The organism is Anaerococcus prevotii DSM 20548 (assembly GCF_000024105.1).
Lineage (GTDB): Bacteria > Bacillota > Clostridia > Tissierellales > Peptoniphilaceae > Anaerococcus > Anaerococcus prevotii.
In genome coordinates this window covers 1,701,587-1,718,457 of the sequence record NC_013171.1, presented here as the reverse complement: position 1 = coordinate 1,718,457, position 16,871 = coordinate 1,701,587, and the positions used below count along the sequence as shown (strand labels likewise).

General features: G+C 37.6%; 3 protein-coding genes. All 3 read left to right on the top strand.

From position 1 onward, the window contains the following. Positions 1–2 precede the first annotated feature (2 nt). The 3 genes from APRE_RS08105 to APRE_RS08095 all read left to right on the top strand — a co-directional run bounded on the left by APRE_RS08105 (position 3) and on the right by APRE_RS08095 (position 16,858). Entirely contained in the window at positions 3–1,139 is a 1,137-nt protein-coding gene (locus APRE_RS08105; RefSeq protein WP_015778498.1) for an MFS transporter, read from the top strand. A gap of 80 nt (positions 1,140–1,219) precedes the next feature. Continuing rightward, positions 1,220–1,867: a Crp/Fnr family transcriptional regulator gene (locus APRE_RS08100; RefSeq protein WP_015778497.1), complete on the top strand. Its 648-nt coding sequence runs from the start codon at positions 1,220–1,222 to the stop codon at positions 1,865–1,867. 261 nt (positions 1,868–2,128) lie between these two features. Then, entirely contained in the window at positions 2,129–16,858 is a 14,730-nt protein-coding gene (locus tag APRE_RS08095; protein WP_015778496.1) for a SpaA isopeptide-forming pilin-related protein, read from the top strand. Positions 16,859–16,871: the final 13 nt, after the last annotated feature.

The following is a 16,871-nucleotide window of genomic DNA, read 5'->3' as shown; positions in this document are numbered from 1 at the left end:
TAATGAGAAAAATTCAGACAAGGGATTGGGCGGTGCTTGGGCTTGCCCTCTTCCATACGACCCATATTGCTATAAATCAATTCGCCCCTAGTATTATAGAAGAGCTTGGCCTATCTCTTAGCACGACCGAAATTATCCTAAGCCTTAATGCTATTAGTGCGACTATTTTCTTGCTTTTGGCAGGAGAGATTAATGAGAAAATTGGTATGAGGAAGTCTACTATCTTGGGCCTATCTCTGGTGGCTCTCAGTGGGATAATTCCTCTTGTTTTTAGAAATAAGCTTGCTATTATTCTAAATAGGTTGATTCTTGGATGTGGTGTTGGTATTTATGCGACCAATGCTTCGACTTATATAGGGATTTTCAATAAGGGAGCAAAGAAGGCTAGGCTTATGGGCTACAGAAACGCCTTCGAGATGATTGGACTAATAGTATCTATCCTCCTTGCGGGATTTATCGGCAAGGGCAATTTTTACCTAAGCTTTGCGATTTATGTACTTGCCCTATTTCCCTTGATATTTTTCCTAAGAAATGTTCCTGATACTCATGAATCCAAGAAGGAAGATTCAGGGAAGTTTAGGGCCAATAGGTTCGTGATTTTCTACATAGTCCTTTCAATGGTAGCTATAATGGCCAACAATGCCATGAATCTGAGATTTCCTACAGTCCTTGCGTCCAATGGAGTCTTGGGAGAGGCTATAAGCCTTTATACGATTTTCATAATGCTTGTGGGTATGGTTGGAGGATTTGCCTTTGGGAACTTTTATAATATTTTCGAAAAGAAGTCCCTAAGCTTTGCGACCTCGATGATGATTTTAGGAAGTCTTATCATTGCCATTACTGATAAGTCTATCTTTCTTTTAGTCCTAGGCCTTGCCCTTGCGACATTTGCCCAAGCGATTTGCATATCCTATGCAGTAGGAGATTTGGAAAATCATATGGACAAAAGACACATAACTAAAGCCACAGGCATAATGTTTGCTGGAAACAATCTCGGAGCTATGGCCTCTCCCTTCGCCCTAGTTTTTTTCAAAAATTTGCTTAAGACAGAAAGTTTGACCAGGGCTTTTCTAGGCTTTACAGTTCTTTTGGCCTTGTTTTTGATCTATGATATATTTTTCCTTAAGGAAGATAGATAATTGGACCCTGCGGGGTCTTTTTTTCTGTCGTATAATGGTTGTAAGTATTTTATTATATTATATATAGAAGGAAGGTATAGATGGATCTTAGAGAAATTCCAATTTTTAAGAATCTAACAGATGAAGAGCTAAGAGAAGTAGAACTTCTTAGCCAAACTTACGAAACGGTCTACCCCAAGGGCAGTCACATATTCAAAAAAGACGAGGTCAAGGAGGACTTTTATTATCTAAAAAAGGGCAGCGTCAAGGTCTACAAGATCGACCCAGAGGGTAAGCGCTATATCATTGCAAGCTTCAACAAACCGGCGATTTTTGGAGAAGTCTATGCTTATCTTAAAAATCCCTTCGACTTCTGGGCAGAGGCTGATGAGGATAGCGAAATCTTCGTAATAAAGGACTTTAGAAAGCTTATTATGACGACAAGTTCGAAGAATCTACGCTTAAACTTCATAGATATCCTTGCTAAAAAAAGCCTCAAGCTATCCAAGAAAAACCAAATCAACTCCCAAGCCAAGCTCAAACAGAAAATAGCAGCCTTCCTCCTCGATAATGAAGATGAGGGAAAAGTTCATTTGTCTATTTCTAGAGAAGAATGGGCCGACTATCTAGCAACGACTCGACCATCTTTATCGAGGAGTCTATCTCTTATGGATAAGGCAGGCCTTATCGAAGTAAGCGACAAGGAAATTAATATCCTAGATAGAAAAGCCTTGGAGGGCTTGATTTGATAAGGAAGGAAACTTTTAAATATTACTAGCAAGTTTTAGACCAATGCCAGATTTGATTCTGGTATTTTTTTGTCTTACTTGCTTAATAAATAAGATTATTTTTATAAATATTTCTTCAAATCCAAAAGTTAAAGAAATTATGGGGTCGAAGCCTTGTAAAATAATCGGATATGTATTAAAATATAATTAGGATAATAGGTAATTTATGCTCTTATGTATAAAGAGCTTATAATATATCAAAATACATAACAGGGGGATTTTATGAAAAGTAGATTAAAAGAATTTGCTTTGAAGCTATTCGCATTGACTTTGGCTATAATTATGTCAATTCCGACCAACGTCTATGCTATTGGCTCAACAAGAAATAAGAATAAGCAAATGCCAACATCCATCAGAATCGCAGATAATAGCGAATATGAAGATGAGTATGTTGAGGAGACGGAAACAAGTGAAGAGAGAAGTGACAGTATCATTTTCTCCGAAACTGACAGGAGGGCTTACAAGATAAGCCACAAGGCAAGTCTAAATGATGATCATGACGGAATCATCTACACCATTAGGGTAGAAAAGACCAAGGATACCGACCATGATCCAGAAAGAAAGATGACCCTCTCTCTTGCCACAAACAAGAACCAAAGTCTAAGAGACTTTAAAGTAAGAGAGGTAAAGGACCTATCAGAAGATGGGGAAAATATCGATTATAGTGAGGAGAAAAACGACAAGGACGGGCTAAAGACTCTAGCTATCACAAGCCCAAGCGTAGAAAAGTCCATCGAATATGTCCTAGAAGCTCCAATCGATAAGAAGGCTATAGATACCAAGAAGCTCTATTCCTTTGACATGTCTTTAGATATTGATGGATACAATATCGACCTTCAAAGAATTTCTAATAAATTTATAGAATACGAAAATGAAGACGATCCTGAAGTAAAGGAATTAAGACTAACAAGTATCAAGGAAAAGGAAGACGACCTAAGACACATCGCCTACATCAAAGAAGATGAAGTAGGAAAAGATGATATGGTCCTCTACACAGACTATATCCTATCCAAAGATAAGGCTGACGAAGAAAGCAAATCCTTAGAGAAAAATAAAATCGAATATAAAATATCCCTAGATAATATAAAGAAGGAAGATGCAGAAATCAAACTCGACTACTACAAGGCAGGTGAGAAAGGCTTTGAGATTCAAAGAGAATTCTCAACCAATATCCCTTACCAGGAAAAGGTCGACCTAGATGTCCCAGCAGGCTACCTAGTGAAACTTAGCCTAGTAGGAAGGGTAGACAAAGCTAACACCAAGATCCAAAACTACGGGATAAACGGCAGATCTATTAAGAGCCCACGCTTTGTTAAGGAAGAAGAAAAGTCAGCAGAAGACGACGAGGAAGCTGGCGAAAAGGAAGAAGCTAAATCTAAGGATGAGAAGAAATCCGAGGACAAAAAGGCTCAAGAAAAATCCAAGCCAGCAGACGAAAAGAAAAAGTCTGAAGAAGAAAAGAAGTCTGACAAGAAGGACGAGACAAAAGAAAATAAATCTGCCCCAAAAGAAGATAAGAATAATAAAGAAACTAAGGCAGAAGATAAGGCTAAGGAAAAATCCACAGAAAAAGAATCTGAAGAATCCAAAGAAGAAAAGTCCGAAGATCCTAGCGAAGAAGCTAGGGAAGAGAAGTCAGAAGAAAACTCTTCTAAAAAAGGCGGAGAAAATTCCACCAAGGAAGCAGACAAAAAGGAAGCTAAGAAGGAAGAAAAAACTCCTGCCACAATAGAAGAAAAGAAAGAAAAGAAAAAAGAATTTGACCAAGTAGTCAAAGAAATGAAAGAAGAAGCCAAGAAAGACCCTGGTGACAAGGACGAAAAGAAGGGCCTACTTGAAGGAGTAAAGAGCTTCTTCGGCCAAACTGACCTCCAAAAGGCAGACAAGGAACTAAAAAAAGCCCTAAGAGATGATAAAAATGGCCTAGAAGAAATCCAAAATCTTCTAAGAAGCTTTGGGGAGAAATACAAGCTTTCCAGGGCAGATCAAGCCAAGCTAATGGATGACAACGCTCCTGCTATCAAAAAGCTAATAGAAAAAGATGCCGACAAGAACTTTAACCCACAAATCCTAATGGCAGATATGGATGCTAATGAGCTTAATCTAGATGGTAAGAAGTTCCACATCTTGACTCGTTTTGATACATCAAATGCTAATGGACCAATTCAACCAGACCAATTCTTTAAGATCCACTTAGATGAAAAGCTTACAGTAAATCAAACAACTAAGCTTGAACCTGTAAAATATAAGGGAGAAGTAATTGCTAAACCAGAATACAACTCTAAAGATAACACTATAACTTATACTATAGTTAAGGAAATTAAAGAAAATATTCAAATTGCACTTGATATCCCTGTAGATTATAACATTGACAAAATTAACAAACTTGCATCTGAAAATAAACTATTTAATATCAACGACTCAGAAACATTCACAGTGATTAACAAGGTATCAGGACTTGGAGTAAAAGATCCAAAAGACCTTTTGCCACAAAAGGTTGACGTAAATGGAAATCCAGCAGGATCAATCATAGAGCCGGGCAGAAAAGATGTAACCCAAATCATCGAAGCTGCTGATTCAAACTACAAAATGGACATGGATGCATTTGCAAACCCAGTTATCAAAGACGGTGAGCTTCAAGGATATAACTGGACTGTGAGAATATCATCAGATAACGACCTAAATGACTTAGGCTTTAAGGCAAACTTCACAGCAGTAAAGGGTTCTGGTCTTGGAGAAATCTCAAGCAGAGATTCTAAAGTAACTTTAACAGATAACCCAATTAAGGGTAAATTTGGTATCCATGATTCCAAACACCATGCTCCAGAAAAAGGATCTAGAGAAATAACCTACAATCTCTACACACCGGTCCAAGGTATGCAAGAAAAGTACATGATGGATATTTCTGTCATCCTTACCAATAAGAAGGACAAAAAAGACAATCCTAAAGTTGGTGCAAAAAGATTTGTAGTAGATGGCTGGCCACTTGATAAGGTCAAAGAAGCCACACCAATAAGAGCGGGTATCAACAACAGAACAACAATCCTCGGAAAGTTTACATCAGAATCTAGTGCAGAGTGGACAGTAACAGATGGGGTTTCAAGTGGAGATACAGGTACAGCAGATGAACCTATAGATGTAAAACTTCCTTGGGAAACAAGAACACTTGGCAACCAAACTTTACAACAAAACGGTGGAAAAGTTGCAGTTTATAAAATTGACCCATCTACTGGAATGATGGTTCAAGATGGAAAAACTGAAGAAGTAAGTGAAATTCCAGAAAAAGAAACAAATCCCAACACTAACCAAGCAGTTGGAAACATTGCAGTTTACGAATACAAGACAAATATAAATGATAACAAAAAACCACAAACCCTTGGTGGAGTTGCAATTTCCAAATACCAAGATGTAAACGTAGAACAAAACTGGAACCTAGGTCAAGATCTAAAAATGCCAGAAATGACCCTAAAGGCAGTAGATTCTAAGGACGAAAATAAGGTTCTAGGTAAAACTACAACAACTGAGTCAAAGGCAAACCCAGACCCAGCTAGTAGACGAGTAACCATACCAAATGTAAAAGTGTGGAACATTGATAATGATGGTAACTCTTCTAAAAATGACCTAAAAATCAAACAAGACTTCCCTACAACAAACACAGATGCTAGTGGAAATGCTATAAATTATTATGAAAATAATAATTTTTATGACTTTAACAAAAAAGGATATTATATCCACAACAAGGCAACAGTCCAAAAAATACCAAAATTTGCAAACTTCACCCTTATTAAAAAAGATGAAAAAGGAAATCCACTACCAGGAGCATCCTTTAAGCTTCTAGGTCAGGGTGAGGCGCAAGTTGTAACAGATAAGGAAGGTAAGGCACAATTTTCAAATATAGCACCTGGAACCTATACCCTTATGGAAACCAAGGCTCCAAAAGGCTACAAGCTTAACCAAGAAAGAACTACTGTAGATGTAGATAAAAATGGAAGAATATCTACAAGTGGTTCTAATGCAAAATTATCAGTAGGAACCAATCCTACAGTCACAGTAGCAGATCCAAACTACCCTGACTACATGAATGCCATGCAATATGCTACGAAAGATGATAAGGGCAATGTGACAACCTATATCTTCCTAAAAGCTAATGAAGCAAGATCTGGTGGATCTACAAATAGGGACACCAGAATCAGTCTAAGGGTAAATGGTGGACAAATAGAGAACAAGGATGACGTAAAGGTCTATGACGTAAACCCTGACTATTATAGGGATTCTGTAAGAAAAGCCATGACTCAACAGACGGTTGATCAAGACCTTATAGACCAGCTTGGATCAAGTGTCCTAAACGCACCTAATAACAATAGGGTAATCATGGGCACCCCAAATCATAAAGATCCTCATACAGGTAAATTTGGTTACGAGATAACCTTACCTAAGGAAAGATTTGCAAGAGATTGGGGATTCTTGGTAGTAGCAAAATCAAAACCGTTAAATGGTGGCACAAATACCCTAACCTATGACTGGCTAACAAGCCAAGACACTGGAAGTAACGCTAAGCTACAAAACCAAACTGTTAATCCAACATCAACATCAGAGGCATCAAAGGGGACAACTATAACAGTAACCAACGAAGCCTTTGAAACTCGTCCAGTAGAAATAAGAAAAATTGACAAAAACGAAGAACCTGTAGTCGGAGCAAGCTTTGAAATAAGAGATGAAAACGACGAGGTGATTTCTACAGTCACATCCCAACCGGCTGATAAGGAAGGCAAAAATGCAGGTCTTGCATCCTTTGGAAAACTTCCAGAAGGAAAATACACCATAGAAGAAATCGCCGCCCCAGAAGGCTATGTTAAATCAGATGTAATATTCGAAGTGACAGTAGATGATTCTAAGCAAGTAACCTACAAGCCTAAATTTAAAGATGGACAAGGATCACCTGTAAATGGTGAAGACTACTTGATAACAGACGAAGAACAAGCCCAAGAAGAAGCTACTGCTAAGATTAAAAATGTAGAACAATCTTTAGTAATAAACGAAGGTGACTCAGGAGATATAGGTGTTAGACCACAAGTATGGGAAGCCTATAGGCTTGAATCATTGAAGTACAACGCTACTATAGACCTTGACCAATCTTCACCAGGCCAAAGATTTTCTATCCAATTTGATAGAAACCTAGACTTCACCCAATACTTCGGAGAATTTCCAAAGCTAAATATTGGTGGAAGAGATGTAGCAGATCCATACTTTGACTACACAACCAACAAATTGACCTATGTATTTAACGACAATTCAATAGGTGGAAATACACAGGCAAAAATAGAACTTAAGGGTATTATCCCATCTAAATACTTTGCCCAAAATGACGGGACTTATAATTTTACAGTTACAGTAGCACCGGGCCAAAAAGGAATTACTGGTCATCAAACCATTAATACTGATGTAGTAGCAGACTACGAGCAATACGATTATGATAATCACAATGTCCAAGTACCACAATCTTACTACTTTAGGGACGTCTACCAAGATGATAATGGAGACTGGTATGTAGCGGTACTCGCTTACTACAACCCTGTTCACATCAGAACATCAGGCCAAAAAGAGCTTAAGTTTAACTGGTTATCAACCAACTACCAAGGAGCAACTAAGAACTTCTTTACCTGGGAAGGTAATGGTAATAAGCCAGCCTTCTCATTAAGAGATGTTAAGATTTATCGTACATCACCAAATATGGGCACGATAAAAGCAGGAAATTTTGACAAAAAAGTCAACTACAACATGCCCCTATCTTATGGTGTAAGGCCAAGCCAAGACCCGGCCAAGTACAACTTGGTATATTCAAAGGCAATTGATCCAAGATATCCTGTAAATAATGATAGACAAGGATCAATTACCCTTAACTACGACCCAAGCCAAATTCAAGACTTTGGAGTAATAACAAAAAACAGTCCCCTAAAGATAAAAATGCCTAAGATAGACAACTCAAGCAAGGATGGTTATATCATAGAGCAGACCTTCAAGATTGATGACCTTTACAGTTTCAACAACCTATGGAGAGTCTTCTGTATGACAAACAATGACTTTAAGTCATCCTTCATAACCAGAGCCAACTACAACAAGGCAACAGGTGACCAGGCAGGTGGCGAGATACCTAAATTCTTCAGCCAAAAGGTAGCCCTATTCAATAAGAAATATGAACCAGGCTCATTTAAAATCAAAAAACTTGATGAATCTGATAGGAGTCAAACTCTACAAGGAGCATCATTTAGCCTAACAGATAAGGATAATAATGTTATTTATAGGACATCAGGTCAAGATGGTATAGCCCAATTTTCTAACTTAAAACCAGGTATCTATACTCTTAAGGAAGAAAAGGCTCCAGATAAGCATATTAAGTCAGACAAGACTTGGAGAGTAAACGTCGGTATTGATGGTTTTGTAACAATAATAGAAATAGGTCTTGGATCAACAGGAGAATCCCTAGTTGGAAAAGATACTATAGTATTAGACGTTACAAACAAACCAGTTGCTACTGAATTTAAAGTTTATAAGAAAGACAATGAAAATATCCCATTACAAGGAGCCAAGTTCAAGATTACCACAATTGATGGAACTGAGGTGACCTCAGGTACATCTGATAAAAACGGTCTAGTTTCATTTGATAAAAAACTTGAAAAAGGAACTTATTTATTAGAAGAAGAATCTGCCCCAGCTGGTTTCAAGAAACTTGACAAAAAATGGGTAATAGAAATAGGTTCTGATAACAAAGCAAGAGTTTATAACTATATAGAGGGACCTGAAACAGGAACTGACGCCAATGTAAATAAGTCAATTCTTGGAGTAGAAGGAACTAAATGGGTAGAAGTTGCAAAAAGACCTCTTACAGGTTGGGTCTTAGGAGATAACAGACAAACAGGTTACTACAACAACTGGCCACAACCATATAAGTTAGGTACAAGAATTGTAGGTAAAAACACTGATCAAAAATATGTTATCCAAAGATATGTAATAAACCCAGAAGCTGATACAGTAACTCTTAACAATGCATCCATCCATAGAGAAAAACCATGGTTTGATAACATGAAGTGGTATGCTGGAAACGAATCTTACAAGATTTTTGAACTTGATAAGGCAGTTGATGGAAATGTAGAAGATATCAGACTTGAAAACTATAGTTTGACAGATATTACAAAGGATACAAGTAAAGTCAGTGTAAAAAGCCAAGTTGTTACTGGTCAACCAAGACTCTACTTGGACTTTAAAGCCAGACAAATTACAAAACCTATAGTAATAGATGTTAAAATACCATACACATCAGAAGACGGTGGAGTAGGTACAGGAATGGACCTATACACAAATAAGGGTTCATATTGGAAATCTGACTACTACGATATGGCTAACCAAATTGTAGAAGGAGACCCTGTAGTAACCAAAGGTGAAGGGGGAAATATCAAGGGAGCCTATATATCAGAAGGATCACTTGATGTTAACAACGAAAAAATCGTCCAAGAATTCTCCTTCAAAAAGGTAGACGACGGTGGAAACCAAACAGATGGTATAACAGGTGCAACCTTTAGCCTAAAGGGACCTAAGAAATCTGACCAAGACCCAGGCAAAGAAGTTTGGAAGAAATCTGGAAAAGACGGTATGGTCAAATTCGACAACCTAACACCAGGTATCTACCACCTTACAGAGTCAGGAGCCCCACAAGGTTATGAGAAATCCAACACCGATTGGACAGTCACAGTAACTAAAGATGGAAAGATTTATATCAGGGATAATAACCCGGGATCCACAGTTCCAGACCAAGGGGCTAAGTGGCAAAAGGTATCAACAGACCAGCCTAATAGAAACTCAAGCGATAATCCTAACAAAGTAGCAAGTAGGATTACTGAAGTCAATAAGGCAACAGGAAAGTTTAGGCAAACTTTCTTAGTTAATAACCGACCTGAATACCTAGGTGGGTCACATATAGAAATCCATTCTCAGCCGGAAAACAGAAATCTTGACTTAGATAACACTAAAGTCCTTTCTATTAGAGAAGTGCCATACGGATCAGATATAGATAACCTACCAACAAATGGAAATGAAATAAAATATAATCCTGAAGTAATTGAGAAAAAAGGCTACAAGAGGTTAAAGATAACACCTGACATTCCAGATGGTCAAAATAAAACATTCGCAGTGACCATAGAATCCAACATCCCAAACTCTGGTGGAGTAGGAACAGGTATGGACTTCTTTAATAAGTACAATGGAGCTAATAACGGTTATTGGGGAGCAGAGTGGTATAACTCCTTAGACGATATTAAGCTAGAAAATCCAACATCAAGATCTACAGACAAAAACACCAGAACCTATGTAGGAAATACAGATGCCTCAGGCAGACAAACATTAATGTATGCAAATCCAACATCAAAACCAGTCCTATACTCAAACGGTGGACTAATGGAAAGATCTCTTGGAATTAATAAACTAGAATCTGAAACTACACTAAGTAGAACCAAAGCTCCAATGAGATTTAGGTCAAGAAGCATAAACACCTTCGCAGATGGCTTAGAAATAGGAGATAATCTTGCAGGAAATGCTCTAAGAGCTGGTAATGGTTGGGAAGATGTAGATCCAAGCAAATCAGAAGGAAGAGCAGGAATAACACACAGCAATTCTTATATGGAAACTAAAGTATCTGAGATTAATAAAGATGCAAATAGATTTAAGCAGTTATTCCTATTTAAACCAAAGAGTGGCGTAAACTTCAGTGGTTTAATTGAAATTCATAGGCAACCGGAACCTGGTAATGAGTTTAGACTAAACAATGGACCAAGAAACATTATCTCAACCATAAATTTCTACGAAGTTGATGCTGGTTCTACATTGGATAATATAAGAGGTAAAAAACCTAATACCAAGATAAATGCAAGTCAATTTATACCGTCAGGTAAACCTATGAGAGTTAAAGCAACTCTTCCAGCAGGTAAAACAATATTGGTAGAAGTTGAAACACCTTATGCCGCTGACAAAACAATAGGTCTAGGAGCAGATTATCAATATGATACAAAATCAGGAAGCGGTCCATGGGGTACTAAAGATTACAATACCTGGGCAGGAGATTCTTACTCAAATGAAGATGGAGTTAATAAAAACTTATCCCAAGGTCCAAAGACAGAAGTCAAGGAAGAAGAAGTAAGAACAACCCTTCCAATTCCTACAGAGCCAGAACGTAGACCAAACGTCAATATGAAAAAAGGCGAAGAAAAAGAAGTTTCTGCTGGCCAGGAAGGTTATCAAATAGATATCTACAAGGTAACTTATATTGACGGAGTAAAACAACCTAATCCAGTCTTTGTAAAAACCAAAGAAAAAGTTGATCCTAAGCCAAGAATTATAGAATACGGTACAAAGGATGAAGCACAAACAACCTACACAGTTTGGACTGAAAATACAAAGATTAGTGCAAGTCCAAGCCAAAATGTAGCTGCGGGCACACAAGTAAAGGTAAATGTCACACCAGATTCTAATGAAGAACTAGACAGGCTTTACTATAATGATGGAAATAGCGATGTAGATATTGATAAAAACTCAATGACATTTAATATGCCATCATCAAATGTAATGGTAAAAGCTACATTCAAGCCAAAATCACAAACTGCAAGTTACCTTGTATATAAAGATGGTGATACAAGAGGTTATATAAGTATTAATGGCACAGGCACTAACGGACTTAGTGTTAAAGCTGGAGATACAGTTAACTTCCAAATTACCGCTGGCTCAAATTATAAGCTAACAGGTGCAAGAGTTACAAAGGCACCTTATGGGGGAGCTGTAGATAACTTCACCTTTGACCTTTCAACAGGTCTTGGATCATTCACCATGCCAGAATCAAATGTAACTGTCTATGGTGACTACACTAATAAACCATATGGCGAAAGAACAGAATCTGAAGAGAAAACTGAGATTCTTAAAAAAGAAACCAAGGTTACAGTTGATGAATCACTTCTTCCAGGCGAGAGAAAAGTTGACAAGCCTGGTTCTGATGGAGAGGTAAAAACAAGGTATACTGCAACTTATAATATTAAAAAAGCTGGCCTACAAGAAGCAACAGCTCCAGCAGACTGGCCACAAGATGTTGTTCTGGCTCTTCAAAATAAAAAGGCAAGTAACGAAATAATTACTGCCTATAACAAGGTAGAATTATCAAGAACTGAACCAGTTGCAGAAGAAGTTCGTGTAGGAAAATCTGATGACCCAATTGATAAGTTTGTTCCAACAGATGAAGATAAGCTAATCAAAAATGGAGAAACTCAAGAGCTTGTTAAGATTACCAACAAAAAAGCTGGTATTACTCCTAAGATTCTAAAGAGATCTCCAGGTGGGGATAAACTTGAAGGTGCTACATTCACACTTCATAAGATGACTGATAAGACCTATTCAAAAGTCGACACAAGCTTTGGAGAACTAACAGCAAAATCTGATGAAAAGGGTGATGTAATATTTAAAGACCAAGCAGGAAATGTTGTTAAACTTCAAAAAGGTTACTACGTCCTAAGAGAAACCAAGGCTCCTACAGGCTTTAAGAAGAGTGAAGCTGACTGGAAGATTGAGGTCAAGGATGATGGCGGCAGGATGTATGCCGAATATCAAGGACCAGAAGCAAGTCCATCAAGCTTTATAAATGATAACAAGAAGTCAAATGCAGGATATTCAGCTGATAATGCTGGTATTAAATATAAGTCAAGGCTAACCTATATAGATACAGAATCTAAGACCTATATTCAAAGAATCTATATAGATACAAGAGCATACAATGGAACAAGTCCTCTTAACCTTCAAATCACACCGAAGTATAAGAGAGAGGAAATTGATACTCCAGGAGCTCCACCAGAAACTATAAAAGATGGTGTAAAGACGGCTTATTTCACAGCTTATAAGTTATCAAATCCAAAAGATTTCAATAATATGAATGACCCTGAACTTGATAAGATTATAAGAACTTACGACCTTGCAAATGATAATATGTCTATGATAAAGACAGCTAGGCGGAGACCATTTGACTGGGGCTTTGACGAAGACCAACTAAACCTTGAAAAAGGTGTCTATATAGTAGATGTAGAAGGCTTCTATGATGATGTTATAATCACAGGTAAGTCTGACAAGGCTGATAAGTATAATATCCCACAAGAAGACTTAGGTAAGATTGACCTTCATGTAGACTTCTATAATGGAGAAAGACACTTTAAGCAACTTAAACTAGATAAGAAAGGTAATGCAACTTACGAAGCCTTCCCAGGAGCATCCTACCAAGGTGGTGCTAGCCAAGTTGCAGAATATGTTAAATCACGAGAAGGTGCAGATGCAGCCAAGGCATGGTCACAATCAAAATCAACTATTAATGGAAAAGAAAGCAAATACAAAAACTTTGTAGGCAAAGAAGTCGAATATAATGGCAAGACATACAAGACTGGTATTATAGATCCAGAAATCGGAAATCCAGCTGTCCATGCAGATACATCTGTCAACCTTAACCCACTTTATAACTCAAAGGGCCACAAAGAAATACCTAGGGAAGGTCTTGAGTTTATAAATGAAGAAGAAACCTTCAATATTACCTTCTCAAAGCACGGTCGTAAGGATTCAAAAGACGACATAAACAGCGAAAAGGTAACAAACAACAGGCTAGAAGGTGCAGTATTTAAACTTCAAGTACGTGGACCAGGTGGACAATACGAAGACGTACCAGGTACAACTGTAGCATCAGCCTTCAACGGTTACTTCGGATTCAGAGGACTAAAACCAGGCCGTTATAGACTAATGGAAGTAAAAGCTCCAGAAGGCTACAAACCAATCAAAGACCCTGTACTTCACTTCACGGTTGCCTACCAAGGAGAAATCGTTGATGGTAAGACTGGAGAAGTGACACCAGGTAGGGGTGTTGTAACCCTTGAGTACAACGAAGGTAATGGTATCTTCCAATATGCTCCAGATGATCCAAAGATTACTCCAAAAGAAGGTAAGCTAGTCGACTATGTAACAAGTGCTACTGCCAAGAACATGGGTAAGATTATCAACGAAGTCCCAGGAAAAGGTAAGGTAGAGCTTACTAAGTACGATGATAATGAAAACCTACTTCCAGGAGCAGAGTTTAAGCTAACTAGAATTAGTAGACAAGTAGAAGGCGATGAAGATGCTAATAAGAATGACGGAAGTTATACTAAGACAGTTGGTCAAGATGGAAAAATCGTCTTTGATGAACTACCAATCGGTCAATACGAACTAGAAGAAACCAAGGCTCCAAAAGGCTACCAAAACAAGGGTAAAAAATGGAGATTCACAGTCGGTGGTGTGGGACTAGACCCATACATCAATGACAGTGATGTCGGAAATAGAGATATTTCTAAGAGCATTGAAATGAATTCAGAAATGTCTGTTCTAAGACCAGATGGAAATGATGGAACAGAAAATGAAGGAAATTCAAAGATTCACCCACACAAGGGTCATGCTTTAGAATTTAAAAACACCTTCAATATTAAGGATGACACAGCTATAAAAGCTGGTGACTATTTCACAATCAAGCTAAGTGATAATATCGACCTTGAAGGAGTAATGAGAGAAAAATCACAAAACCTCGACTTATTCGCAGATGGAGTCGGTACAATAGCCAAGGCTAAGTATGATAAAGAAGCAGGAACCCTAACCTATGTCTTCACATCTTATGCCGACCAATACAACAAGACCGAATTTGCAAATACTATTACAGCCCATATCAACCTAATGAAGGTTCAAAACTCAAGTAAAAACGAAGAAGTTGGCATGGGAATTGAGGGTACAGAATTTAAGAAAAATAGTATTGCTGTAGACTATGAACTTAATATGGCAGAAATCTATGGGCTAAATATGACATCAAAGATAGTAAGCTTTGATAGGGAAAGTGGAGAATTTGTTCAATACTTCTATATCAATAGAAATATGAATCAATCAAAAGACCCTGTAACATTTAGGTACAAGCCAAGTGAAGATGTCAAAAACCTAAGGGTAGATGTTATTAACCTAAAACAAAATGGTTATAACTACTACAATTACAACACTCGTAAGAAAGGTACAATTCAGGATTTTGTAAATCAAGACATGCCAGAATCCTTTGGTGTGGATGAATCAAGTGATAACCTCAACTGGCACAGCTGGTATGGTTATTACCAACCAAAGGCTGATGAAAATGTAGATATAACCCTGGGACCATATAACCAGTATGATTCCTTGATCTTAAAGGTAACAGGCCAGGTAGATAAGAAGGATATAGCATCCTACGATACCTATGCAAAACTATTTAATAAAGTTTACACTTATGATAGATATGGCAATGTTACAAATGTATTTGAACAACCATATGTAGAAAGAACAAATGGGGTTCGTATCTTTGAAAACAAGACCTCAGCAAGTGCTAAGCTTGAGATAGATGCAATCAACCCTAAGAATGAAATAAACTTCAAGAAAATAGACCAAGATGGTAAGATTCTAGAAGGAGCTAAGTTCAAACTTGTTAAATATTATGAAAAACCAAGTGACGGTAAAAACTGGATAGAAGTTCAAGGTTCAGAAAGAACTTCTGAGAAAGACGGCCTAGTTAAGTATGAAAAACTAGAAGCTGGTAAATATGCCCTAATAGAAACCGAAGCCCCAACAGGCTACGGCAAGATAGAAGGCCATATAGTAGAATTTACCGTTGGTGAAGATGGAGTAATAACTAGACAAGTTGTTAAGGAAAAACCAACAGAAGATACCAATAGTCTTCTAAGAAAAATGGGGGCTTTTGGAAGTTCAGTAACAAATAAACTAACAGGATCTGACAATGCTGAAACAGTAACAGAGCCTGTAAGTGCAGAACCAATTGATGTTGTAAACTACAAGGAAATCGAGTTTGAAAAAGTCGACGGAAATAATCACGAGACCAAACTTGAAGGTGCAGTCTTTGAAGTTCATTACAAAGAAAAGGAAGAAGACAAATACCAGCCTTATAAGGTCACTAAAGACGGCGAAGAAGTAACTATGACAGTGACTTCTGGCGAGAAGGGTAAGTTCAAACTTCCTATATCCAAAGATGGTTACTATGCCCTAAAAGAAACTAAGGCACCAAGTGGTTATACTAAGGCGACTGGTTTAATTAGAGAATTTAAGCTAGAAAATGGTAAGGTTCAAACTCTTGAAAAAGATTTGACTAAGGCAACTCACAAGGCAAGTGCTAAGTCACTTATCACAAGTGAAATCCTAGAAGTGGATAAGGATAAGGGAACATTCAAACAAAGAATTATTATTAACCCTAACCACACTAAAATGACAATTCCATCTTATCAGTCCTATATCCGTATATTGGAAAATAACTGGAAGATAACACCAAAATATAAGGACTCAACAGGAAATGGAAAAGGCACTGGCGGAGAAGTCAATGTAGCTCTTGTTAAGAAATCATTAGCAGAAGGCGAAAAAGGAAAAACTTCTATTAATGACTTAACAAAAGATGACTATAAGAAATTTGATGCAGTAGAATTTGGTACTGCTGGAAATCTTACAGGTTCGAGATACGGCCTAAAAGAAATGCTTGGAGAAACATCTACAACAGATAAACCAATTACTACAACAGATTCAATAGTAATGGAATTCACTGGTACGCTTGATGACAATAATGAAACAGGCGCAGCAGACCAACTATTTGAACTAGTATTTAACTCACAAATAGACGACTCCATTGAAGATAAGTTAGACCTAAGCATACTAGCAGGCGATAAGCCACTATATGGAGACCATGACACAACAAAACCAATCCAAATAGAAAACCGAAAGGTAGAATACCCATTCACGGGTGGACCTGGTGTATGGATTGGATTTGCGATAATTGGACTTATCGTAATGCTTGGTGGAGTTTTAATCTACACTAAGAAGAAAAAAGAGCCTTTAAGCTAATAGTCTAAAATAG